The organism is Pseudogemmobacter sp. W21_MBD1_M6, from assembly GCF_052119585.1.
Lineage (GTDB): Bacteria > Pseudomonadota > Alphaproteobacteria > Rhodobacterales > Rhodobacteraceae > JBGQOJ01.
This window is the reverse complement of record NZ_JBGQOJ010000005.1, coordinates 116,959-139,892: the sequence shown is the minus strand read 5'-3', so window position 1 is coordinate 139,892 and position 22,934 is coordinate 116,959. Positions and strand designations below refer to the sequence as shown.

Genomic DNA, 22,934 nt, shown 5'->3' with positions numbered 1-22,934 from the left:
GTGATCGGGTCGTGACCCCTTACACCGAATGGGCGTGGTGGCGTCGCCGCACTGTCGGTGGCCGCCCGTCAACACTCAGCCGCGCATCGTTGCGCAACTGCCGGGAGATCACCTTGCCCTTTGCCACAACGCACAACCGGTCGGGCCGCAGCCTGAGCGCCTCGATCGGGTTGCCCGCGTCCAGCACCACAAGCGAGGCCAGCGCGCCAACCTTCAGCCCGTAGTCCGTCAGCCCCATGATCCGCGCATTTTCCGTCGTCACCATGTCAAAGCACTGGCGCATTTCGGCGGGGCTGGTCATCTGCGCCACATGCAGCCCCATAAAGGCCACGTCCAGCATATCGCCCGTCCCCATGCTGTACCACGGGTCCATCACACAGTCCTGACCGAAGCCCACGGTGATGCCCATTGCCAGCATCTCCTTGACCCGCGTCATGCCGCGCCGTTTGGGATAGGTATCATGCCGCCCTTGCAGCACAATGTTGATCAGCGGGTTCGGAATGGCGGCCACGCCCGCCTCCAGCATCAGCGGCAACAGCTTGGACACATAGTAATTGTCCATCGAGTGCATCGAGGTCAGATGCGACCCCGCCACACGGCCCTGAAGCCCCAGCCGTTGCGCCTCGAAGGCCAGCGTTTCGATGTGGCGCGACATGGGGTCGTCGGTCTCGTCGCAGTGCATATCCACCATCAGCCCGCGCATCGCCGCCATTTCGCACAGCAGCGTGACAGAGGCGGCACCGTCGGCCATCGTCCGTTCAAAATGCGGAATACCGCCCACCACATCGACGCCCATATCCAACGCGCGAATGGTATTTTGCAGCGCCGTGGGGCTGCGCAACAGCCCGTCCTGCGGAAAAGCCACCAGTTGCAGGTCGATGTATCCCGAAACCAGTTTCTTCACCTCCAGCAGCGCCTGCACCCCCAAAAGCCGGTCATCGCAGGTGTCGACATGGCTGCGGATCGCCAGCAGGCCCATGCTGGCCGCCCAGTCGCAATAGGCCAGCGCACGGTCGCGGACCTCTTCCAGCGTCATCACCTCTTTCAATTCGCCCCACAGGCCGATCCCCTCCAGCAAGGTGCCGGACGCGTTGATCCGCGGTGTGCCGTAGGACAGCGTTGCATCCATGTGGAAATGCGGGTCGACAAAGGGCGGGCTGACCAGATCGCCGCTGGCATCGACCACCTCCCGCGCGCCGGTCAGGCCGGTTTCGATCGCCGTGATCCGGTCGCCGGTGATCCCGATATCGGCAACACGCCCGTCGGCCAGAACGCCGCCTTTGACAATCAGATCGAACATCAGCGTTCCCCCTTGTTGAACGGCAGCATCAAGGCTGCAGGCACCTCGGCGCGGCGGGACATGACCACCAGCGCCAGTATGGACAGAATATAGGGCATCATCAGGAAAATCTGATAGGGCACAACCGCGCCCAGCGGCGTTTGCTGCACGCGGATTTGCAGCGCGTCGAAGCCCGCGAACAGGATCGCCCCCAACAGCGCCTTTCCGGGGCGCCACGACCCGAACACCACAAGGGCGATGCAGATCCAGCCGCGCCCGTTGACCATCTCGAAGAAGAACGAATTGAACGCCGACATCGTCAGGAACGCGCCGCCGACCGCCATCAACCCGCTGCCGGCCATCACCGCCCCGATCCGCAGACCGGCCACCGAAAGCCCCTGCGCGTCGACCGCCTGCGGGTTCTCGCCCGCCGCACGCAGGGCAAGGCCCAGCGGGGTCCGATACAGCACAACCGACACCAGACCGACCAGCGCGAAGGCCAGATAGGTCAGCGGCGTCTGGGTGAACAGCGCGGGCCCCACCAATGGCAGGTCCGACAGAACCGGCACCGGCCAGGGCTGGAATGCCTCGATCTTGGGCGGGCTTGTGACCTCTGGCAGGGCCAGCCGGTAGCTGTAATAAGTCATCGAGGTCGCAAACAACGTGATCCCAAGGCCCACGACATGCTGCGACAACCCGAAGGGCACGGTCAGCACCCCGTGCAGCAAGCCGAACATCATTCCCGCACCGAACGCCACCGCGACGCCGGTCCACAGGCCGCAGCCCGCGTAAACCGACATCCATCCGGCAAAGGCACCCACCACCATGATCCCCTCGATCCCGAGGTTCAGCACACCCGCGCGTTCGCAGATCAGCTCTCCCATCGTGGCAAAGATCAGTGGCGACGCGATACGGATCGCGGCGGTCCAGAAACTGGCGCTCAGGACAATATCCAGATAGTCCATGCCCTACCCCCTGACCACGCGAAACCGCGTCAGCATGATCGCCAGCACCATCATCAACAGCGCCATCGACAGCATGATATCGGCCAGATAGGTCGGCACGCCCGCCGCACGGCTCATGCTGTCGGCCCCCACGAATATTCCCGCCACAAAGATCGCGGCGACGACCACACCCAGCGGGTTCAACAGCGCCAGCATCGCCACGATGATGCCGGTGTAGCCAAAGCCGGGCGACAGATCGAGCGTCAGGCTGCCCTTCAGCCCGGCCACCTCGGAGAAGCCCGCCAGAGCCGCCAGCCCGCCCGACAAAAGCGCGGTTTTCAACAGCACGTTGTTCACCGGCATCCCCGCAAACCGTGCCGCCGACGGGTTCAGCCCCACCGCCCGCATCTCATATCCCAGCGTGGTCCGCCGCTGGATCACCCAGACCAGACCCGCCGCGAGCAGGGCAAGACCAAAGCCCCAGTGCAACCGCAACCCCGTGGCAATGCGCGGCAGGCGCGCCTCGGGGATCAGGCGGGCGGACTTGGGCCACCCCATGCCCGCGGGGTCTTTAAGAACGCCCTCTAGCAGCATGGAAACAAACAGCAAAAATATAAAATTCAGCAGCAGGGTTGTCACCACCTCGTCAACGCCGAACCGCACCTTCAGAACTGTCGGAACCAGCAGAACGATCGCCCCCGCCAGCATTGCCGCAAGGCCGATCACCGGCACCAGAACCACGGACGGCAAGCTCAGTGCGCCGGTGCCCAGAACCACGGTCACCACCGCGCCCGCGTATAATTGCGCCTCGGCGCCGATGTTCCACAGTCTGGCCCGAAAGGCGACGGCGACGGCAAGGCCGGTAAAGACCAGCGGTGTCGCGCGGTTCAGCGTTTCAAGGGCGGCAAATTTCGACCCCGCAGCCCCGTGCAGGATCAGCCCCAGCACCCCGAACGGATCAGCCCCCGCCAGCATCGCCAGCAAAGACGCGGCAATGACTGTCAGCCCCAAGGCCACCGCAGGATAGGCCAGCGTCCGCAACGCCGACGGTGCCGTGACCGGTTCAAGCCGCATGGCTGGCCTCGTTGAACCCGTGACCGGCCATCCAGACGCCCAGCTCTGTCAGGGTCTTTGATCCGCGCGCAAAGCCGGGCGACAGGCGGCCCTCGGACATCACATGGATCACATCGGCAAGCGCGGTTACCTCGTCCAGATCCTCGGAGATCAACAGCACCGCAGCGCCCCTTGCGCGGGCCTCCAGCAGACGCTGGTGCACATAGGTCACCGCCCCGATATCAAGCCCGCGCACCGGCTGGTTCGCCAGGATGATGCGCGGCTCCTGTTCCAGCACGCGCCCCAGTATCAGCTTTTGCATATTGCCGCCCGACAGCAGGCGGATGCGGGTGTCCGGCCCCGGACAACGCACATCGTAAGTCTTTATGATACCACGGGTAAACGCCTTTGCCTTGCGCCAGTCCATCCAGCCATTGCGGCTGAACGGGGCAAGCGAATAGGTTTCCAGAATGGCGTTTTCCGTCAGGTCGAAATCGGCGATCGTGCCGGTCTTGTGCCGGTCTTCGGGAATGCGCGCGATGCCCGAGGCAACAGCACCCCGCGGCGACCAGTCGGCGGGCATGACCCCGTCCAGCAGCACTGCACCGCTGGCGGGCCGCGTCAGCCCCGCAACCAGATCGGCCAGCGCCGATTGCCCATTGCCGGACACGCCTGCCAACCCGACGATCTGCCCCGCCCTCAGGTCCAGCGTGACCCGCTTCAGTCCGGGGGCCGCACCGATGTCCGGGGTTGTGACCGCATCAAGGCGCATCGGCGTTTCACCCGCCGTCGAAGGCTGGACAGACGGCGCCTGAACCTCGGCCCCGACCATCAATTCGGCCAAGGCGTGGCGGTCGGTGTCCTGCGTTGCCACCTCGGCCACCAACCGCCCGTGCCGCAGCACATAACAACGTGAGGATATAGCCGTAACCTCATGCAATTTATGGGAAATGAATACAACGGACAGGCCACGCGCCACCGCCTTGCGCATCGTCGCGAACAGCGCGTCGGTTTCCTGCGGGGTCAGCACCGCGGTCGGTTCGTCCAGAATCAGGATCCGGGCGTCGCGGTACAGCGCCTTCAGGATTTCGACCCGCTGGCGTTCGCCCACAGACAGCGTTCCGACCTTGGCATCAACCGCCACGGCCAACCCGAAATCCTGCGCCAGGGCCATGATCCGCGCCGTGGCGGCGGCGCGGTCGAACCACGGCATCCACAGCGGCAGGGTGCCCAGCACGATATTGTCCAGCACGGTCATGTTGTCGGCCAGCGTGAAATGCTGGTGCACCATTCCCACCCCCGCCGCCAAGGCCGCGCGGGGGTTGCCCGCTGGCAGGGTCTGGCCAAACACCTCGACCGTGCCGCTGTCAGCGGTGTAATGGCCGAACAGGATGTTCATCAGCGTGGTCTTGCCCGCACCGTTTTCGCCCAACAGCGCGATCACCTCTCCCTCGCGCAGAACAAGGCTGATCGCGTCGTTGGCCGTCAACGCGCCAAAGGTTTTGGTGATCCGGTCAAGGCGCAGGACAACCTGCGCCTTTTCAAGCTTTGCCATTCAGACCGACTTTGGTTCTTCGTCGTTGATCTCGACGGTGAAGGTGCCCGCCTTGATCTCTGCCTCGCGGGCGGCGACCAGCGCCAGTGCGGCTTCTGGCACTTTGCCCTCGAAGGTGCCCAGCGGCGCAAGCGAGCAGCCCCCCGCCTTCATGAACGAATAGACCCCGTAATCGGCGGCGGTAAAACTGCCCGCCTTGATCGCCGCAAGGGCCGCATCCAACGTCGGCTCGAAATGCCAGATCGCCGAGGCGACGACGGTTTCGGGGTAATCGGCCTGCGTGTCGATCACGTTGCCGATCGCCAGAATTCCGCGTTCCTTGGCGGCATCCGACACACCGAACCGTTCGGCATACAGAACATCTGCGCTTTGCTCGATCATGGCAAAGGCGGTTTCCTTGGCTTTGGGCGGGTCGAACCACGACCCGATAAAGCTGATCTGGAAGATGATGTCGGGGTTCACTTCCCTGGCCCCCGCCATGAAGGCATGCATCAGGCGGTTCACTTCGGGGATCGGAAAGCCGCCGACCATGCCGATATTGCCCGATTTCGTCATTGCCCCGGCGATGATGCCCGAAAGATAGGACGCGTCCTGCACATAGTTGTCGAAAACCGCAAAATTCGGCAGGGCCGCGTCCTGCTTGAAACTGGAGCCCATCAGGAAGGCGACATCGGGATAGTCCGCCGCCACTTCGCGGGCTTCCTGCTCTGCCCCGAACACCTCGCCCACGATCAGCTGATAGCCCTGCTCGGCGAATTCGCGCATGACGCGGGGGTAGTCGGTATTGGCGACGTTTTCGGAATAGGTATAGGCGATGTCGCCCCGCGCCTGCGCCGTTTCCGCCGCCTTGTGAATGCGGCTGACCCACTGTTGTTCGACGGGCACGGTGTAAATTCCGGCCACCTTCAGCGGCTCCTGCGCCATCAGGCGGTGCGGCGCGATTGCGGCAAAAGCAGCCGCCCCCGCCGTGGTCGCCAGCATCCGGCGGCGCGTCAGGGTGGTTCGATGGAAGATCATTTCTAGGGTCCCCGCTGTTTATTTTTTACCATTTGGTAAAGCATCGGGCGATTCGGGCGTTCGGCAAACAAAAATCGTCGACCCCACCGCCCTGAACGCTGCATATGCCTGAATTTCAGGCACAACGGGCCGGCATGCCCTAGCCGATCGCAACCCTTGGACGCCCGCTGACGCTGACCGTCACCATTGCCTCCAGCACAATCGGCGCGCCCTCGACCGTTGCGGTTTTGAAATCGCGCGTGACGGTGATGTTCACCTGATCGGCCCCCGAGGCGCGGGCGTCCATCACCGCCCTGTCGCGCAACACGGTTTCCAGCGCCTCCAGCGCTTGCGCCTGATCGACAAAGTCTTTCGGCCCGTCAGCCAGATGAATGCGGAACTGTCCGGCGCCGGGCACCGTCATCGTGCCGCTTTCGCGCATCACAACCTGCCCGACCACGGCCCCGATGGCATTGGCAACCCCCGCATGTTCGGGCAGCACCATGCGGGTGTTCAGCCGGTCCCCCACCGCACCGTAATAACACGGAGCAGAGGCACCAAGCCCGATCACGGGCAGGTTCAGCCCGATGTCGGCGGCGATCAGCCCGCGGTGGCGAGCAAGCCCCGTGCGGGTCAGGGTATGGCGCGCCAGATCGGCGGGATCGCCGGTAAAGGCGGGGTCTTCGGCAAAGGCGCTTTCCAGCAGGCACAGCGCGGTCTGGTCGGTCAGTTGATCCACAACCCGCACCGCCATCTCGTGCGATGTGGCGCAAAGTGGCCGGCCGTCACCGGTCTTGCGCCGCGCGAACAACGTCAGCGCAAGATCCGCCGCCTGGCGGTTCCACGCGTCCAGCTTGCCCAGCACATGCGCCGCATCGGATGGCGTTACCGCCGAGATCAGCACAAGCCCGCGTTCCACCAGACGCGGGATCACAGCGCTTTCCATGCGGGACCGGAACAGCCCCTCCATCGCGCAGGGCACCTGACCGATACGGTCAAGGATGGCCAACTCGCGGTCCGACAATCCCGCCTTTGACACATCGGACCGGCGGATCGGCACCACAAACCGCCCATCATATTCGCCGGGCATCAGGCTGGCCACCTGCCGTTCCAGCGTGCCCAGAACCAGATCGGGCCAGGTCTGCGCGCACAGCGACACAGGCATCACCCGGCGCGGGCCAAGGAACAGCCGCCCCTCCAGCCCGTCGTTGACCAGATGCAGTTCGCTGTCGCCGCCCAGCCCCGTGGTGCGCATCGCCACCGCCTCGACCATGGTGCGATAGCGGCCAACCCGCGCGCCCTGCGGGTCGATCATCGGGCGGCCGCCGCGCAGGATCGCCACATCGGTGGTCGTGCCGCCGATGTCGGACACAAAGGCGTCCTGTTCCTGCGTCAGCCACAGCGCCCCCATGATAGAGGCGGCAGGGCCGGACAGGATCGTCTCAATGGGGCGCTCGCGGGCGGTGGCCGAGGAAATCAACGCCCCGTCGCCACGCACCACCATAAGCGGCGCGTCGATGCCGCGGTGCCGCAGCAGGGCCTCGGACGACGAGATCAGGTGGTCGATCATCCCGATCAGCCGCGCGTTCAGAACCGCCGTCATCGCCCGCTTTGGCCCGTTCAGCCGCGCCGACAGATGATGCGAACAGGACACGGGCCGCCCGGTCATCTCGACGATGATCTCTTGCGCGCGCAATTCATGGGCGGGGTTGCGGGTGGCGAACTGGCTGGCGACGGCAAAGGCCGAAACCTGCGCGCCATGCAGGGCCAGCCAGTCGCGCAGGCCCGTCTCGTCCAGGGGGGTGATCGCGGTGCCGTTGTGGTCGTGCCCGCCGGCAAGGATCAGCGCGGGGTCACTTTTCAGCGCCTCCGCCAGATCCTGCTTTGTCAGCTCGGTCGCGGTGAAGCCGATAAAGACCAGCGCCACGCGCCCGCCCTGCCCCTCGACCAGCGCATTGGTCGCCAGCGTCGTCGACAGCGACGCCATGGAAATATCGCCGACAGACACGCCGCTTGCCACCAGCACCGCATCAATCGCCGCCCCCACGCCTTCGGCCAGATCATGGCGCGTTGTCAGGGCCTTGGCTTTGGCCAGCACGGTCGTCTCGTCCTGCAACAAAACCGCATCCGTATAGGTGCCGCCGGTGTCCACGCCCAATAGTATTGTCATGCCGTTCCGTCCGCTTCCATATCCGCGCTTGTCTTTTGGCGGGACATTAGCCGTCACGCCCGCCAAGGAAAGGCCGAAATGCGACCCGATCCGTCAGAATTGGCGGCATCCCCGCAACAATCGCGGATTTACGCATGCTCTGACATAAATTCTTCATATTCAGGCCCCGACCGGCTGTTACCGTTAACATGCGCCATCCGCGAAACGAGCTGGCAGCGCCAAAAGGCGCATCGCAAAACCTAAGGCAAAGGCATCCCGATCCCCTTGGATGGGTGCAAACACAGAGCAAAACCAATGGCACGCAAATCGCCTCCCGACGCCAAACCCGAAGACACCCCCCAACCGCGCAGGATCGGCTATGTTTCCGACACCCTGCCCACACAAAGGCCCGACGCCCCCCAGACAGAGACCGACCGCGATGTCGTCTTTACCGACTGGGCCAGCATCTAGGGGCCCCTACCGGCCTTGGTCGGTGCCCCCACCCCCCCTGCGCACGCCGATGCGACGACCCGCATAAATCACATGGCGCTTGCCGTGTGATTGCATTAGCCCTTGGCCACTCGGACATCGTCTAGCGAATGGAGCGTGGAATGCAGGGCAAGAACGAAGACAGCCTGAAGGGCTTTGCATTTGCCATAACCGCCTATTTTCTATGGGGCTTTCTTCCACTCTACATGAAGGCGCTGGCGCATGTCCCGCCGACAGAGGTGATCATCCACCGCGTTCTGTGGTCTGTCCCGATTGCGGGCGCCGTGCTTTTGCTGACGCGCCGGACGGGCGATCTGCGGCAGGCGGTGCGGTCCCCCAGAACGCTGGCGATGGCGGCGGTCACCGCCGCGTTCGTGTCGGTGAACTGGGGCATCTACGTCTGGGCCATCGGTGCCGGTCATGCCCTGGAGGCAGCACTTGGCTATTACATCAACCCCCTGTTCAGCGTGCTTCTGGGGGCGGTCCTGCTGGGCGAGCGGCTAAGCCGCGCACAGATCGCCGCGATTGCGCTGGCGGCGGCGGCGGTGCTGGTGCTGACATGGGATGCGGGGCGCCTGCCGGTTGTGGCGATTGCCCTGACGCTGAGCTGGGGCGGCTATGCCTATCTGAAAAAATCGCTGCCCGTCGGGCCAAATCAGGGCTTCTTGCTGGAGGTGCTGCTGCTGATGCCCCCCGCTCTTGGCTATCTTGGTTATCTTTGGGCGACGGGGCAAAGCCATTTCATGGCCGGCACGCCTGCGGATACCTTGCTGTTGCTGGGATGCGGGGTCGTCACGGCGGTGCCTTTGATGATGTATGCCAACGGCGCCAAGATGCTGCGCCTGTCCACGATCGGCATCCTTCAATACATCGTGCCGACCATGCTTTTCCTGACGGCGGTCTTTGTGTTCGGTGAAAAACTCGGGGGGGCGCGGATGATCGCCTTTCCGATGATCTGGCTGGCGCTGATCATCTACACCGTCTCTATGGTCCGTCAGGCGCGACATTCCAAGGCGCAGACACTGGCGGTCAAATCCGTGTGACCCTGCCCCGGCGGGATCAAGGGATAGGCGATTTTTCGCTTATATAAAAACAGGTTACCGTAACGACACCGCACAGGAATTCGAACAAAGGCACGGAACCAATCCGCGACCATCACCGTTGTTACCCCACAAGAGACGCCGAGCAGGGTTCCCCGGATCGGCCGTCAATTGAAACAGGAGATAACGATGAACAACCGTATTCTAGCCCTATCCGCTGCAAGCCTTCTGATGGCGACATCCGCATTCGCAGAAACCCAGGCCACCGCGTCGACCGACCTGAATGTGCGGTCCGGCCCCGGCCCGATGTTCGACATCGTCGGCTTCATTCCTGCCGATGGCGCAGTCACCGTCGATGGCTGCCTCGAGACCGCCAACTGGTGCAAAGTAACCCACGAAGGCGTGGCTGGCTGGTCTTATGGTGACTACCTGACCACCAAAATCGGCGAAAATGCCGAAGTGCTTTACGAAAACCGTGAAAAGGCCGAGGTCGCAACGCTGGTCTATGAAGACAACACAGCCGCCGCCGCCGCCGGTGTCGGCACTGTGGGCGCCATCATCGGTGGCCTGATTGCCGGACCTCCGGGTGCCGCACTTGGTCTGGTTCTGGGTGCCGGTGTCGGCGACGCGGCTGCCCCCGATCCAACCGTGACAGCCTATGTCACCGACAACCCCGTTGACCCGATCTATCTTGACGGTGAAGTTGTGGTCGGCGCCGGTGTTCCCGAAAATGTGACCGTATACGAAATTCCGGACACAGAGTTCTCTTACGTCTACGTCAACGGCCTGCCCGTTGTGATCAGCGTCGAAGACCGCAAGATCGTGCATATCATCCGCTAACACGCGAACCTATGCCCGACGGACATTAAAAAAGGGCCGTTTCCATGACGGAGGCGGCCCTTTCGAGTCTGACGCTGCGCGGCGAAACGCCCCGCAGCCGCGTCGGCTTAGCCGACCAGTTCGAGACCCGAGAAGAAATAGGCGATTTCGATCGCCGCGGTGTCGGCACCGTCGGACCCGTGAACAGAGTTCTCGCCGATCGACAGCGCGAATTCCTTGCGGATTGTGCCATCTGCCGCATCGGCAGGGTTGGTTGCGCCCATAACTTCGCGGTTTTTCGCAATCGCGTCTTCGCCTTCCAGAACCTGAACGACGATCGGCTCGGACGACATGAACTCGCACAGTTCGTCGTAGAACGGACGCTCGGCGTGGACGCCGTAGAACACGCCAGCCTGGGCTTTCGTCAGGTGGATACGCTTGGATGCGACAACGCGCAGGCCGGCAGCCTCGAATTTCGCGACGATTGCGCCGGTCAGGTTGCGACGGGTTGCGTCGGGTTTGATGATCGAGAAAGTGCGTTGAATAGCCATGATTTGCCTCTTTTGGTCGCCGGAGTCCGGCACCCTGCCCGACCCCTTATAAATCGCGGTCCTGCTATCACGCGGTGCATCGGTTGAAAAGCTGCGATTGACGCGCCTATCTACATGCGGCAAAGGGGCGCCATGCTCAAGATTTCAGACATAAGCTACTCCGTCGAAGGCCGCCCTCTGTTTACAGGGGCCAGCGCCACGATTCCCACCGGCCACAAAGTTGGCCTCATTGGTCGCAACGGCGCCGGTAAAACGACGCTCTTCAAACTGATCCGCCGCGAACTGGTGCTGGAGGGGGGCAAGATATCGATTCCCGCCCGCGCCCGCATCGGCGGCGTCAGTCAGGAGGTTCCCGGAAACGAGGTCAGCCTGATCGACACGGTTCTGGCCGCAGACATCGAACGCGCCGAACTGCTGGCAGAGGCGGAAACCGCCACCGACCCCGGCCGCATCGCCGAGGTGCAGACGCGCCTTGCCGATATCGACGCCTGGTCCGCCGAAGGGCGCGCCGCCTCGATCCTCAAGGGTCTGGGGTTCACCCACGAAGAGCAGCTTATGCCCTGCTCTGCCTTTTCAGGCGGCTGGCGGATGCGTGTCGCCCTTGCGGCGGTGCTGTTCTCGGCCCCCGATTACCTGCTCCTCGACGAGCCGACCAACTACCTCGACCTTGAAGGCGCGTTGTGGCTGGAGGCCTATCTTGTGAAATATCCGCACACCGTGCTGATCATTTCCCACGACCGCGAATTGCTGAACCGTTCTGTCGGGGCGATTCTGCACCTCGAGAACAAGGGCCTGATCTATTATTCGGGCAACTACGACCAATTCGCCCGCCAGCGCGCCGAACAGCGTGCCGTGCAAACCGCGCAGGCCCGCAAGCAGGACCTGCAACGCGCCCACCTGCAAAGCTTTGTGGACCGGTTCAAGGCCAAGGCGTCCAAGGCCAAACAGGCCCAGTCCCGCGTGAAGATGCTGGAAAAGATGGTCAAGATCACCGCGCCAGAGGATGCGGCGCGCACGGTCTTCACCTTCCCCACGCCCGAGGAACTGTCACCGCCCATCATCGCCACCGAAAACGCGGCGGTCGGCTACGACGACAAGGTCGTGCTGAAGGGGTTGAACCTGCGCATCGACCAAGACGACCGGATCGCGCTTCTGGGTCGCAACGGCGAGGGAAAATCTACGCTTGCCAAGCTGTTGTCGGACAGACTTAAACCGATGTCCGGCTCGATGATCACCTCGAACAAGCTGCGCATCGGCTTTTTTGCCCAGCATCAGGTCGACGAGCTTTACGTCGATGAAACGCCGCTGCAACACCTTCTGCGCGAACGCCCCCTGGAAGGTCAGGCAAGGTTGCGCGCCCGTCTTGCGGGCTTTGGCCTTGGCCCCGATCAGGCCGAAACAGAGGTGGGTCGCCTGTCGGGAGGTCAAAAGGCGCGTCTGTCGCTGTTGCTGGCCACCCTGCCCGCGCCGCATCTGCTGATCCTCGATGAGCCGACCAACCACCTTGACATCGAAAGCCGCGAGGCGCTGGTCGAGGCGCTGACCGCCTATTCCGGCGCGGTCATTCTGGTTAGCCACGACATGCATCTTCTGTCGATGGTCGCCGACCGGCTGTGGCTGGTCAAAGACGGGTCGGTCACGCCTTATGACGACGATCTGGAAAGCTATCGCAAGATGCTGTTGGCCGGTGACACCCCCGTGAAAGCGGCAAAAGCCAAGGCCGAGGGCCCCAAACGCGCCAGCCGCGACGAAATGCTTGCCCTGCGCGCCGATGTGCGCAAATGCGAGGACCGCGTCGGCAAGCTGAACGAGATGCGCGACAAACTGGCCAAGAAACTGGCCGATCCCAAGCTTTATGGCCCCGACATGGGCAATCAGGCAGAGCCGTGGCAGAAGAAATACGGCGAAGTGATGGAGGCGCTGGACCGCGCTGAATCGATGTGGGTGAGCGCCCTTGAAAAGCTAGATAAAGCAGAGGCTTGACGGTGGATCTTCAAGTCCTGATTCCGGCCTTCGTCACATTGTTCGTGGTGATTGACCCGATCGGGCTTGCGCCACTGTTTGTGGCCCTGACCCGCGGTATGGACGATCAGCAGCGCCGCAGCATCGGCATCCGCGCCTGCCTGACCGGTTTCGTCCTTTTGACCCTGTTCGGTCTGCTGGGCGAGGCTGTCCTGGGGTTTGTCGGTATCTCGATGCCCGCCTTCCGCATCGCGGGCGGCATTCTGTTGTTCCTGACCGCGCTTGACATGTTGTTCGAGCGTCGCACCCAAAGGCGTCAGGGGCAAACGTCGCAAGCCAATGATCCGTCGATCTTCCCCCTCGCCACCCCGCTGATCGCGGGACCGGGGGCGATGGCCACGATGATCCTTCTGGTCGGGCAATCCGGCAACGACTGGGCCGCTATCGGCATGATCCATCTGGTGATGCTGTCGGTGATCGCCGTAGTGTTCCTGCTCTTCCTCAGCGCCAGCCTGCTGGAACGCGGCCTAGGCCCGACCGGCATCAACGTGGTGACGCGCCTGCTGGGAATGCTTCTGGCCGCGCTTTCGGTGCAATTCGTGCTCGACGGGCTGGCTTCTTTCGGATTTGGCCCCGCCTGACCCCTGCACATCTGGAAATTCGTGCTTAAATACCGCCTGGGCAAAGGAGACATATATGACATCCGATGACATCGGGCGATTGATCTATCTGGTCCTGCTGGCCGCAGTCATCGGGGGCTATTTCTTTGCGCGGAACCGCCAAAGCCTTGGGCGGACGATGCAGCAGGCCTCTGTCTGGGGGCTTATCTTTATCGGGGCCGTGGCCGTGATCGGTCTTTGGGGCGACATCAGCAAAAGCGTGATGCCCCGCCAATCGGTGATCACAGGCGAAAATCGGGTCGAGGTGCCGCGCGCGCCGGACGGTCATTACTATCTGGTGCTGGACGTCAACAACACGCCCGTCCGGTTTGTCGTCGACACCGGCGCGACCGAGGTGGTGCTACGGCAGGAAGATGCCAGACGCGTCGGACTGGACCCCGCCGATATGGCCTTTATCGGTCAGGCGAACACGGCAAACGGCATTGTGCGGACCGCCCGCGTCCGGCTTGACCGGGTGAATCTGGGTGGAATCGTCGACACTCGTCTGCCCGCATGGGTCAGCGAGGGAGAGATGCGGGAATCGCTTTTGGGCATGACCTATCTCAGCCGCTTTTCGAAGCTGTCGATCGAAGGCGGAACATTGGTTCTGCAAAGATAGCCCCCCTTGTTTTCTTACGTCTGAAAATATCCTCGCCGTAGGCTGGCAATCCCTGTCCGCGCTTTTGCGGTCAGGAAGGATTTGTGGATATTTTTTCCAAGAAGAATTGGGCCTTACACTTCGGCTTTCTTTTCCCAGCGCCCGCTTTCCTGCGACCAGTATTGCGCTTTGCAGCCGCCGCCGGTCAGGGCTTTCCACTGGGCCCGCGCAGCCTGCACCGCAGACGCGTCGGTGCCGTCGAACAGGATCATCACCCGTTCCATTGCCTGCACCTCTTGCACACTGACCTCTGCCCCGTCCACCGCCGCAAGGCAGGTGGCGCCGTTGGGGCAGGTCTGCGCCAGCGTCAGCAGGACCGGCTGGTCCTGCTCCATCGCCTCGCCGGCAAGCCCGTGCGGCAGAAACCCGTCCTGGGGCACCGTCCACAGTCGTTTGTCCAGCCAGTTCAGCCGTGCCGCATCGGTGCCGCGCACCGCAACACGCCAACCCGCGCCAAGCGCCTTGTCCAGCAACATGGGCAGGGTCACATCGAGCGGGCTTTGCGTCAGGTGGTAGAAATAGACCGCGCCCATCAGGTCTCCAGCATGTCGCGGACCAGCCGGTCGAGCGCCATGACGCCCCAGCCGGTTGCCCCCTTGGGCGCATAGGTCGTGTCGGATTTGACCGAAGCCACCCCCGCGATATCCAGATGGATCCAGGGCGTTTCGGGTTTCACAAAACGCTGAAGGAACTGCGCGGCGGTGATTGATCCTGCGGGCCTGCCGCCGGTGTTCTTGATGTCGGCGATATTGCTTTTGATCAGCGTGTCATAGCAGTCGCCCAGCGGCATCCGCCACGCGCCTTCGTCCTCGGCGCCGGCGGCCTTGAGGAAGGCATTGCACAGCGCGTCATTGTTGGAAAAGACGCCCGCGTTGTCATGGCCGAGACCGATGATGATGGCCCCTGTCAGCGTCGCAAGGTCGATCATGCCGCGCGGCTTGAACCGCTCTTGCGCATACCAAAGCACATCGGCCAGCACGAGGCGGCCCTCGGCGTCGGTGTTGATGACCTCGATCGTGTCGCCCTTCATCGAGGTGACCACATCGCCGGGGCGCGTGGCCTTGCCATCGGGCATGTTTTCCACAAGGCCGACAAGCCCCACCACATTGGCGCCCGCCTTGCGCAGGGCCAGGGTTTTCATCACCCCGGCCACAACACCCGCGCCCCCCATGTCCATGGTCATGTCTTCCATTCCGGCCGCCGGTTTGATCGAGATGCCGCCGGTATCAAAGACCACGCCCTTGCCGACCAGCGCGAGGGGCGCATCGCCCTTTTTGCCGCCGTTCCATTGCATCACCACGACCTTGGACGGACTTTCAGAACCGAAGCCAACGCAGAGCAGCGACCCCATGCCAAGCTTTTCCAGATCCTTTTCTTCCAGAACCTCGACCTCGACGCCAAGTTTTTTCAACTCTACCAGACGATTGGCAAATTCGGTGGTGGTCAGAACATTGGCGGGCGCGTTGACCAGATCGCGGGTAAAGAATACGCCTTCGGCCATTGCGGCAAGCGGTGCAAAGGCGGCGGCGGCCTCTTCGGGGGCCGAGGACATGACCGTCACAGCCCCCGGCGCGGGGGATTTTTCGGATTTGTGATCGGTAAAGGCATAGGCGCGCAGGGCAACGCCAAGCGTCACCTCCGCCAGCCGCTTTTGCCCCCCCGCAAGCAGCAGCAGGTTCGCCTCGTCCATGGCGCGGCCAAGGGTTGTGCCGGCCTTGCGCGCCTCTGTCACGCCTGGGTTGCGTTCCAGTTTGACCACGCTGACGCCCAGTGCTTCCATCCCTGCGGGATAGGCCAGATCGGCGGCCTCGCCCGGTTTCAGCTTGGCAAAAGCCGGGCTGTCGACAAAACGGGCCAGCGCCCCCTTGGTCAAGCGGTTCACCCGACGACAGGCCGGATCCAGCGTTCCCGCGGCGGGAACAAAGACCGCGACACGGCCCACATGGGTGCTGATCGCCTCTGGATCTGTTGCGGTGAACTCGATGGATACGGGGGTGGTCATCCGGTCTCTCCTGTCTGGTGTGCCCAATACCTAGCCCCCGTGCCGCCTATTGACCAGATAGCAGTTTTCCCCGTTTCCCAAATCCGCTAGGTTCAGTGAAATTATTTGGCTCAAGGGGGAACAGCGTGGCAAGATTCGACAGATACATGCTGTCGCAACTCTTTGTCGTGTTCGGCTTTTTCGCGCTTGTGCTGGTGTTGGTCTATTGGGTCAACCGCGCGGTGTTGCTGTTCGACCAGCTGATTGCGGACGGCCAGTCCTTTACCGTGTTCCTGCATATCACAGCGCTTTATCTGCCGGGCCTGATTGCGCTGGTCCTGCCCATCGCGTCATTTGCGGCGGCGGTCTATGTCACCAACCGGATGACGCGCGACAGCGAGATGGTCGTGGTGCAGGGCACCGGATACAGTCCCTTCCGCCTTGCACGTCCGGTGTTGGCGTTCGGCATTATGGTCATGTTGATCATGTCGGTTCTGACACATATCCTGGTGCCGGTCGCCCGCACCCAGCTGGAAGAACAGCGCGCCGAGATCGCCGAGAACGTCACCGCGCGTTTCCTGCGCGAGGGGACATTCCTGCACCCCGCCACCGGAATCACCTTTTACATCCGCCAGATCACGTCGCAGGGCGAATTGCGGGACATTTTCCTGTCCGACGCGCGGGTGGCACAGAACCGCACCACCTACACCGCGAAAAGCGCGTTGTTGGTGCGGGATGCGAACGGGCCGAAGCTGGTGATGTTCGACGGATTGGCGCAGACACTACAGGCCGACGGAACGCGGCTGTTCACCACGACCTTTTCGGACTTCTCGTATGATATCGGCACGTTGTTCAACCTGACGCCGAATGCGCGCCGCAGCTATGTCGAGCTGCCAACGGCAGAACTGTTGTTCCCCACGCCCGCGGTCATTGCGGAAACCGGCGAGTCTGCGGGGCGGTTGGTGTATTTCGGGCATTACCGCTTTGCCCAGCCGCTTCTTGCGGTGCCCGCCGCATTGATCGGGTTTGCAACGCTGCTTTTGGGCGGGTTCAGCCGCTTTGGCGTCTGGCGGCAGATCCTGGGGGCAATTGTGCTGCTTCTGGTGGTGAACTTCAGTGAAAACCTGCTGGCCGGCACGGCCCGCAGCGACCCGTCGTTCTGGCCGTTGGTCTATGTTCCGGGCCTTCTTGGCACGGGGATCGGGGTGATGCTTTTGTGGGTCGCGGGCAAGCCGCCGATGTTGCAACGCCGCCGGGCGCCAGAGGTGCCCATATGATCCTGCATCTGTATTTCGCGCGCCGGTTCCTTCGGGTGTTTTTCGCCGTGATGGCGATTTTTGTGCTGATCCTGTTCTTTCTGGACCTGATCGAACAGCTTCGGGTGTTCGGGGCCAAAGGCGTCGCTTTTGACGATGTGTTTCAGTTGGCTCTGCTGAACGTGCCCATGGGGATTTACCGGATCTTGCCGCTGATTGTGATCCTGTCCACGATCACGATGTTTCTGGGGCTGGCGCGCACCAGCGAACTGGTCGTCACCCGCGCCTCTGGCCGCTCGGCGATGCGCAGCCTGATCGCGCCGATTGTAACCGTGTTCCTGATCGGCGCGATCAGCGTCGCGGCCTTCAACCCGATCGTCGCCGCCACCTCGAAGAAATTCGAGGCGCTGGCGACCAAGTATAAACTGGGCACGGACAGCGTTCTGTCGATCAGTCCCGAAGGGCTTTGGCTGCGCGAGGGCACGGGCGAAGGCCAGACCGTGATCCGCGCGGCCCGGTCCAATCTGGACGGCACGCATCTGTATAATGTGACCTTCATCCATTTTCAGGAAAACGAAGGGCCGGTCAACCGGATCGAAGCCGCCGAAGCCATTCTGGTGCCCGGCGCGTGGAAGATGATGAACGCCAAGGAATGGAAGCTGACCGGCACCGACAACCCCGAACGGGACGCCCGAACTTATGACAGCCTTGATTTGCCCTCGTCGCTGACCAAAAACCAGATCGCCGACAGCTTTGGCACGCCCTCTGCCGTGCCGATCTGGCAGTTACCCGCCTTTATCGACAGTCTGGACAAGGCCGGATTTTCGGCCCGCCAGTACCGCGTCTGGCTTCAGACAGAGCTGGCCATGCCACTGATGCTGGTGGCGATGATGATGATCGGCGCCGGCTTTACCATGCGCCACACCCGTCTGGGCCGGACCGACCTGATGATCCTTGGGGCGGTGATTTCAGGCGTTGGCCTGTATTTCCTGCGCAACTTTGTTCAGATCCTTGGCGATAGCGGGCAATTGCCGGTGATGATCGCCGCTTGGGGGCCACCCGTTGCGGCGATCTGCCTGACCCTTGCCCTTTTGCTGCATCTGGAGGACGGCTGATGGGCCTTTTCGATCAACTGCCGCGCCTGCGCCAGGCAGCTTTGGCCATCGCGCTGTTGTGCCTGCCCCAGACCGCCCCGGCGCAAGAGGTCGCCAACCTTGTCGCCGATACCGTCGAGGTGCAGGGCAACAACACCCTGATCGCAGAGGGAAATGTTGAGGTTCTGTATGGCACCAGCCGCCTGAAAGCCACGCGCATCACCTATGACCGCGATGCCGACCTGTTGACCATCGACGGGCCGCTGACCATCATAGACGGCGACGCGGCGCTTATTCTGGCCGATCACGCCCAATTGGACCCGAAGCTGGAAAACGGGGTGCTGACGTCGGCCCGCCTTGTGCTGGACCAGCAATTGCAACTGGCCGCGGCAGAGATGACCCGCGCCGACGGGCGTTACACGCAATTGTTCAAGACCGTCGCCTCGTCCTGTCAGGTTTGCGCGTCCAACCCCGTGCCGCTTTGGCAGATCCGGGCGCGAAAGATCGTGCATGACCAGCAGGAACGCCAGCTATACTTTTACGACGCGCAATTCCGTGTGGCGGGCGTGCCCGTTGCCTATTTCCCGCGCCTGCGCCTGCCCGACCCGACGTTGAAACGCGCCAGGGGGTTTCTGTTTCCCACCATCCGCACCACCAGCCAGTTGGGTTACGGCATCAAGGCCCCGTATTTCATCCCGATCGGCGACCATTCCGACCTGACGCTGACGCCCTATGTCTCGCCCAAAACACGCACGCTTGAATTCCGCTATCGCCGCGCCTTTGAAAAGGGCGACATCGAGGTGAACGGCGCCTTCAGCGACGACACATTGACGCCGGACGGGCGCAGCTATCTGTTCGTGACGGGCGGGTTCGACCTGCCAAAACAGTTCCGCCTGACGCTGGACCTGAAGGCGGTCAGCGATTCCGCCTATCTGCTGGATTATGACTATGGCTATCAGGACCGCCTGCCTTCGACCGTGGGGATCACCCGGACCCGGCGGAACGAATATATCGGTGCCGCCTTCACGATCTACCGGTCGCTGCGCATCGCCGAGGTCGACGAAACCCAGCCAAGCACCCTGGTGGGCGGCACCTATCAGCGGCGTTTTTCCGCGCCCCTGATCGGTGGCAATTCGATGTTCACCTTCGATCTGCAAGGCCACCAGCGTAAATCCAACTCCGCCGTCGACAGCGACGGTGACGGAATTGCCGACGGTCTTGACGTGTTGCGCGCCAGCGCCCGTCTGGACTGGCGCCGCAACTGGACCCTGCGCAACGGGATACAGATCAGCGGTCTGGCCCAGACAAACCTTGATTTCTACGCGACGAACGATGATCCCGCCTATGCCGCCGAGCTGAGCCATCTGACGCGCTTTGCCGCGTTGGAACTGCGCTGGCCCTGGGTCAAATCCACGGCGGGCGGCGCATCGCATGTGATTGAACCCATCGCCCAGCTGGTCTACAGCGCCAAAACCGGCGCGATTGTCCCGAACGAGGACAGCCGCATGGTGGAATTCGACGAGGGCAACCTGTTCTCGTTGTCGCGGTTCCCCGGATATGACGTCTATGAACGCGGCCAACGGGCCAATCTTGGCGTCAGCTACACCCGCTATGATCCGGCGGGCTGGTCACTGGGCGTCACCGTGGGCCGCATCCTGCGCCGCGCCGACCTTGGGCAGTTTCCGGCGGGGTCCGGCCTTGACGGCACCACATCGGACTGGCTGGCGGCGGTGCAATTCGATCTGGGCGACCGCGTGTCGGTGCTGAACCGCGCGATTTTCGACGGCGGTTTTGACCTGACCAAGACCGAAACCCGCCTGAAATGGAAAAATGAAAAGCTGGACCTGACGACCGGATATATCTGGATGGACGCCGCGCCGCTGGACTACCGGCCGCTTGATACCTCGGAATTGACCGTCGAAGCGGGCTATCAGGTCAGCCGCCAATATCGCAGCAACGTCAACTGGCGCTATGATTTCATCGCAAACCGGGCCGCAAGCGCCGAATTGGGCCTGCAATACCGCAACGAATGCGCACAGGTCGATCTTTCCCTCTCGCGTCGATTTACGTCGTCGGCTAATGTAGCGCCATCGACAAGCGTCGACCTGACGGTCCAGCTAAGCGGCTTTGGCGCGGGCGGCGACAGTAGCGCCTATGCGAAGAGCTGTACAAAGTAAGGTCGGAACCGGCCATGACGACAACGAGCAGAACGGACATCAAAACCATGCGTTTCCCCAAGTATCCGACATTTTCCCTTGGAACACTGGCAGCATTGGCCTGCGCCATCGCATTTGGCGTGGCGTCCCCCGCCCCGGCACAAGGCATGTTCGATCCGGTCGTCAGGGTGAATGATCGCGCCATAACCGCCTACGAGGTGGACCAGCGGGCCAACCTGCTGAAGGTTCTGCGCGCGCCCGGTGATCCCAAGACCGTGGCGGTCGAGCGCCTGATCGAAGAGCGGCTTCAACTGGATGCCGCTGCCGCAGCGGGCATCACCCCGTCCGAGGAAGACATAAACGCCGGTCTGGAAGAATTCGCCAGCCGCGCTAATTTGAGCGCCGAAGAGTTCACAAAGGCCATCGCCCCTGCGGGCGTATCGCCGGAAACGCTGCGCGATTTCATTCGGGCCGGTGTCGCATGGCGCCAGCTTGTGCAGCAGAAATTCGGCCCCCGCGCCCGCGCCACCGAGGCGGAAGTAGACCGCGCACTGGCACAGTCCACGCGCGGCGGGCTTCGGGTTTTGCTGACCGAACTGATCCTGCCCGCCAATACCGCACAGGCCACCGCCAACAGCGAGCGGCTGGCCTCTGAGATCAGCCAATATACCACCGCCGGGGCGTTCAGCAGCGCGGTGCAGTCCTATTCCGTGTCGCCCAGCCGCGCGGTGGGGGGCAAACTGGACTGGTTGCCGCTGGAAAACCTGCCGCCCCAGATCCGTGGTCTTGTGCTGACGCTGGCGCCGGGTCAGGTGACAGCCCCGATCCCGGTGCCCAACGCCATCGCGCTGTTCCAGCTGCGGGCGATCGAGGAAACCGGCGCCCCTGCGGCGGATGTCGCCGCCATTGACTATGCCGCCTATTACATCGCGGGCGGGCAAACCCCGACGGCATTGGCAGATGCGGCCCGCGTCCGCGCCAAGGTCGACCGTTGCGACGACCTTTACGGTATCGCAAAGGGCCAACCCGAAAGCGTTCTGGACCGTGGCACCCTGCCCGTCGCCGAGATCCCGCAGGATATCGCGATGGAGCTGGCCAAACTGGACGCAGGCGAGGTGTCGACCGCGCTGACGCGCTCGAACGGCCAAACGCTGGTATTCCTGATGATGTGCGGCCGCACCACGACCCTGGCCGACGAAGTGTCGCGGCAGGACATCCTGTTGCAGCTCAGCAATGAACGCCTTGGCTCTTATGCCAATGGCTATCTGGCGGAACTGCGTGCCGACGCGGTGATCGTCCGCCCATGACGCGGGCGCCCATCGCGCTGACCTGCGGCGAACCTGCGGGCATCGGCCCCGAGATTGCCGTGAAAGCCTGGCAGGAGTTGGGCGCACGGATGCCGTTTTTCCTGATTGCTGACCCGGCGCATCTGCCTGCGGGCGCCCCGTTCCAGACGATCCACGATCCGATGGACGCGCTCCATGTCTCGGCCAGGGCGCTGCCGGTTCTTGCCCACGGCTTTGGCGGCGCGGCCCACCCGGGCCAGCCAGATCCGGCCAATGCGGCGGGCGTGATCGAGGTGATCGCGAAGGGCGTGCAACTGGTGCAATCGGGCAAGGCCTCGGCGCTGTGCACCAACCCGATCCACAAGAAGGCCCTGAAGGATGGTGCGGATTTCGCCTATCCCGGCCATACGGAATATCTGGCGGCACTGGCGGGTGTTGACCGCGTGGTGATGATGCTGGCCTGCGATGCGCTGCGGGTGGTGCCCGTGACCATCCATATCCCGCTGCAAGAGGTGCCGGAGGCGCTGACCGCGCGCCTGTTGACCGACACGATCCTGATCACCTATGCCGCGCTGCGTCGCGATTTCGGCATCGACGCACCGCGTCTGGCGATTGCGGGCCTGAACCCCCATGCGGGCGAAGGTGGCGCGATGGGGATGCAGGAGATCGAGATGATCACCCCCGTTCTGGACGCTTTGCGGGCCGAGGGGCTGGACCTGGCCGGCCCGATGTCCGCCGATACGATGTTCCACGCAGGTGCGCGGGCGCGCTATGATGCGGCGATCTGCATGTATCACGATCAGGCGCTGATCCCGATCAAGACGCTGGATTTCGCCGGGGGGGTGAATGTGACGCTGGGCCTGCCGTTCATCCGCACCTCGCCCGATCACGGCACCGCGTTCGATATCGCAGGTCAGGGCAAGGCCGACCCGAACAGCCTGATCGCGGCCCTGCGCATGGCCGACCGGATGGCGCGGGCACGCGAGGCGGAATGAAAAGATTTTACG

20 protein-coding genes are annotated in these 22,934 nt (G+C 63.0%); 11 read left to right on the top strand and 9 right to left on the bottom strand.

The genetic code is table 11. The features are described 5' to 3' along the window. Positions 1 to 19: 19 nt before the first annotated feature. From ACEN2R_RS08370 to ACEN2R_RS08345, 6 genes are all read right to left on the bottom strand, one after another. Complete coding sequence (locus tag ACEN2R_RS08370; RefSeq protein WP_442041133.1) at positions 20 to 1,300, bottom strand: amidohydrolase family protein; 1,281 nt, start codon at positions 1,298 to 1,300, stop codon at positions 20 to 22. Beyond that, the gene (locus ACEN2R_RS08365) at positions 1,300 to 2,244 is read right to left on the bottom strand and encodes an ABC transporter permease (RefSeq protein WP_442041131.1); all 945 of its coding nucleotides are present in this window, start codon (positions 2,242 to 2,244) and stop codon (positions 1,300 to 1,302) included. The genes ACEN2R_RS08370 and ACEN2R_RS08365 overlap by 1 nt, the downstream gene beginning before the upstream one ends. A 3-nt stretch (positions 2,245 to 2,247) precedes the next feature. Next, entirely contained in the window at positions 2,248 to 3,297 is a 1,050-nt protein-coding gene (locus ACEN2R_RS08360) for an ABC transporter permease (protein WP_442041129.1), read from the bottom strand. Then, positions 3,287 to 4,831, bottom strand: coding sequence for an ABC transporter ATP-binding protein (locus ACEN2R_RS08355; protein WP_442041127.1), 1,545 nt, complete (start codon positions 4,829 to 4,831; stop codon positions 3,287 to 3,289). The genes ACEN2R_RS08360 and ACEN2R_RS08355 overlap by 11 nt, the downstream gene beginning before the upstream one ends. Beyond that, a complete protein-coding gene (locus tag ACEN2R_RS08350) occupies positions 4,832 to 5,848 on the bottom strand; it encodes a BMP family protein (protein WP_442041125.1) in 1,017 nt (338 codons plus the stop codon). 139 nt (positions 5,849 to 5,987) lie between these two features. Continuing rightward, a complete protein-coding gene (locus ACEN2R_RS08345; protein WP_442041123.1) occupies positions 5,988 to 7,997 on the bottom strand; it encodes a hydantoinase/oxoprolinase N-terminal domain-containing protein in 2,010 nt (669 codons plus the stop codon). 294 nt (positions 7,998 to 8,291) lie between these two features. On the opposite strand from ACEN2R_RS08345, the gene ACEN2R_RS08340 reads away from it, so the two are divergent. From ACEN2R_RS08340 to ACEN2R_RS08330, 3 genes are all read left to right on the top strand, one after another. Beyond that, a complete protein-coding gene (locus ACEN2R_RS08340; RefSeq protein ID WP_442041121.1) occupies positions 8,292 to 8,447 on the top strand; it encodes a hypothetical protein in 156 nt (51 codons plus the stop codon). A 140-nt stretch (positions 8,448 to 8,587) separates the two neighbouring features. Then, the gene (gene rarD, locus ACEN2R_RS08335; protein ID WP_442041120.1) at positions 8,588 to 9,508 is read left to right on the top strand and encodes an EamA family transporter RarD; all 921 of its coding nucleotides are present in this window, start codon (positions 8,588 to 8,590) and stop codon (positions 9,506 to 9,508) included. A 186-nt stretch (positions 9,509 to 9,694) separates the two neighbouring features. Further along, positions 9,695 to 10,345, top strand: a complete 651-nt coding sequence (locus ACEN2R_RS08330) for a DUF1236 domain-containing protein (RefSeq protein WP_442041118.1) — start codon at positions 9,695 to 9,697, stop codon at positions 10,343 to 10,345. Positions 10,346 to 10,452: 107 nt separating this feature from the next. Here the strand turns inward: ACEN2R_RS08330 and ndk are convergent, their stop codons facing one another. Next, positions 10,453 to 10,875, bottom strand: a complete 423-nt coding sequence (gene ndk, locus ACEN2R_RS08325) for a nucleoside-diphosphate kinase (RefSeq protein WP_442041116.1) — start codon at positions 10,873 to 10,875, stop codon at positions 10,453 to 10,455. Positions 10,876 to 11,007: 132 nt separating this feature from the next. Here ndk and ACEN2R_RS08320 point away from each other — a divergent pair, with 132 nt between their 5' ends. Genes ACEN2R_RS08320 through ACEN2R_RS08310 form a run of 3 tightly spaced genes read left to right on the top strand, consistent with a single transcriptional unit; the run spans position 11,008 to position 14,115 of the window. Further along, a complete protein-coding gene (locus ACEN2R_RS08320; protein ID WP_442041114.1) occupies positions 11,008 to 12,858 on the top strand; it encodes an ABC-F family ATP-binding cassette domain-containing protein in 1,851 nt (616 codons plus the stop codon). Positions 12,859 to 12,860: 2 nt separating this feature from the next. After that, positions 12,861 to 13,478 (top strand): MarC family protein, encoded by a 618-nt coding sequence (locus ACEN2R_RS08315; RefSeq protein WP_442041250.1) that lies wholly within the window; start codon positions 12,861 to 12,863, stop codon positions 13,476 to 13,478. A 55-nt stretch (positions 13,479 to 13,533) separates the two neighbouring features. Beyond that, complete coding sequence (locus ACEN2R_RS08310; protein ID WP_442041112.1) at positions 13,534 to 14,115, top strand: TIGR02281 family clan AA aspartic protease; 582 nt, start codon at positions 13,534 to 13,536, stop codon at positions 14,113 to 14,115. A 113-nt stretch (positions 14,116 to 14,228) separates the two neighbouring features. Here the strand turns inward: ACEN2R_RS08310 and ACEN2R_RS08305 are convergent, their stop codons facing one another. Together ACEN2R_RS08305 and ACEN2R_RS08300 are read right to left on the bottom strand one after the other, a co-directional pair. Then, entirely contained in the window at positions 14,229 to 14,687 is a 459-nt protein-coding gene (locus ACEN2R_RS08305) for a DNA polymerase III subunit chi (protein ID WP_442041110.1), read from the bottom strand. Then, a complete protein-coding gene (locus tag ACEN2R_RS08300) occupies positions 14,687 to 16,156 on the bottom strand; it encodes a leucyl aminopeptidase (RefSeq protein ID WP_442041108.1) in 1,470 nt (489 codons plus the stop codon). The genes ACEN2R_RS08305 and ACEN2R_RS08300 overlap by 1 nt, the downstream gene beginning before the upstream one ends. Before the next feature lie 125 nt (positions 16,157 to 16,281). Between ACEN2R_RS08300 and lptF the strand changes: the two genes are divergently transcribed. The 5 genes from lptF to pdxA are packed head-to-tail and all read left to right on the top strand — an operon-like array spanning position 16,282 to position 22,922. After that, positions 16,282 to 17,412: an LPS export ABC transporter permease LptF gene (gene lptF, locus ACEN2R_RS08295; protein ID WP_442041106.1), complete on the top strand. Its 1,131-nt coding sequence runs from the start codon at positions 16,282 to 16,284 to the stop codon at positions 17,410 to 17,412. Beyond that, on the top strand, positions 17,409 to 18,506 hold the full coding sequence (gene lptG, locus ACEN2R_RS08290) for an LPS export ABC transporter permease LptG (protein ID WP_442041104.1): 1,098 nt from the start codon (positions 17,409 to 17,411) through the stop codon (positions 18,504 to 18,506). The genes lptF and lptG overlap by 4 nt, the downstream gene beginning before the upstream one ends. After that, positions 18,506 to 20,662, top strand: a complete 2,157-nt coding sequence (locus tag ACEN2R_RS08285; protein ID WP_442041103.1) for an LPS-assembly protein LptD — start codon at positions 18,506 to 18,508, stop codon at positions 20,660 to 20,662. Before lptG ends, ACEN2R_RS08285 begins: the two co-directional genes overlap by 1 nt. Positions 20,663 to 20,709: 47 nt before the next feature. Then, the gene (locus ACEN2R_RS08280) at positions 20,710 to 21,948 is read left to right on the top strand and encodes a peptidylprolyl isomerase (protein ID WP_442041101.1); all 1,239 of its coding nucleotides are present in this window, start codon (positions 20,710 to 20,712) and stop codon (positions 21,946 to 21,948) included. Further along, on the top strand, positions 21,945 to 22,922 hold the full coding sequence (pdxA, locus tag ACEN2R_RS08275; RefSeq protein ID WP_442041099.1) for a 4-hydroxythreonine-4-phosphate dehydrogenase PdxA: 978 nt from the start codon (positions 21,945 to 21,947) through the stop codon (positions 22,920 to 22,922). Before ACEN2R_RS08280 ends, pdxA begins: the two co-directional genes overlap by 4 nt. Positions 22,923 to 22,934: the final 12 nt, after the last annotated feature.

What these genes read in the sequence shown, in the direction of transcription:
- ACEN2R_RS08305 (WP_442041110.1), bottom strand. Translation starts at nt 14,687, where the DNA reads ATGGGCGCGGTCTATTTCTACCACCTGACGCAAAGCCCGCTCGATGTG.
- ACEN2R_RS08330 (WP_442041118.1), top strand. Translation starts at nt 9,695, where the DNA reads ATGAACAACCGTATTCTAGCCCTATCCGCTGCAAGCCTTCTGATGGCG.
- ACEN2R_RS08345 (WP_442041123.1), bottom strand. Translation starts at nt 7,997, where the DNA reads ATGACAATACTATTGGGCGTGGACACCGGCGGCACCTATACGGATGCG.
- ACEN2R_RS08365 (WP_442041131.1), bottom strand. Translation starts at nt 2,244, where the DNA reads ATGGACTATCTGGATATTGTCCTGAGCGCCAGTTTCTGGACCGCCGCG.
- ACEN2R_RS08350 (WP_442041125.1), bottom strand. Translation starts at nt 5,848, where the DNA reads ATGATCTTCCATCGAACCACCCTGACGCGCCGCCGGATGCTGGCGACC.
- ACEN2R_RS08320 (WP_442041114.1), top strand. Translation starts at nt 11,008, where the DNA reads ATGCTCAAGATTTCAGACATAAGCTACTCCGTCGAAGGCCGCCCTCTG.
- rarD (WP_442041120.1), top strand. Translation starts at nt 8,588, where the DNA reads ATGCAGGGCAAGAACGAAGACAGCCTGAAGGGCTTTGCATTTGCCATA.
- lptG (WP_442041104.1), top strand. Translation starts at nt 17,409, where the DNA reads ATGATCCTGCATCTGTATTTCGCGCGCCGGTTCCTTCGGGTGTTTTTC.
- ACEN2R_RS08280 (WP_442041101.1), top strand. Translation starts at nt 20,710, where the DNA reads ATGCGTTTCCCCAAGTATCCGACATTTTCCCTTGGAACACTGGCAGCA.
- ACEN2R_RS08360 (WP_442041129.1), bottom strand. Translation starts at nt 3,297, where the DNA reads ATGCGGCTTGAACCGGTCACGGCACCGTCGGCGTTGCGGACGCTGGCC.
- ACEN2R_RS08340 (WP_442041121.1), top strand. Translation starts at nt 8,292, where the DNA reads ATGGCACGCAAATCGCCTCCCGACGCCAAACCCGAAGACACCCCCCAA.
- ACEN2R_RS08355 (WP_442041127.1), bottom strand. Translation starts at nt 4,831, where the DNA reads ATGGCAAAGCTTGAAAAGGCGCAGGTTGTCCTGCGCCTTGACCGGATC.
- ACEN2R_RS08370 (WP_442041133.1), bottom strand. Translation starts at nt 1,300, where the DNA reads ATGTTCGATCTGATTGTCAAAGGCGGCGTTCTGGCCGACGGGCGTGTT.
- pdxA (WP_442041099.1), top strand. Translation starts at nt 21,945, where the DNA reads ATGACGCGGGCGCCCATCGCGCTGACCTGCGGCGAACCTGCGGGCATC.
- ACEN2R_RS08300 (WP_442041108.1), bottom strand. Translation starts at nt 16,156, where the DNA reads ATGACCACCCCCGTATCCATCGAGTTCACCGCAACAGATCCAGAGGCG.
- ndk (WP_442041116.1), bottom strand. Translation starts at nt 10,875, where the DNA reads ATGGCTATTCAACGCACTTTCTCGATCATCAAACCCGACGCAACCCGT.
- ACEN2R_RS08310 (WP_442041112.1), top strand. Translation starts at nt 13,534, where the DNA reads ATGACATCCGATGACATCGGGCGATTGATCTATCTGGTCCTGCTGGCC.
- ACEN2R_RS08285 (WP_442041103.1), top strand. Translation starts at nt 18,506, where the DNA reads ATGGGCCTTTTCGATCAACTGCCGCGCCTGCGCCAGGCAGCTTTGGCC.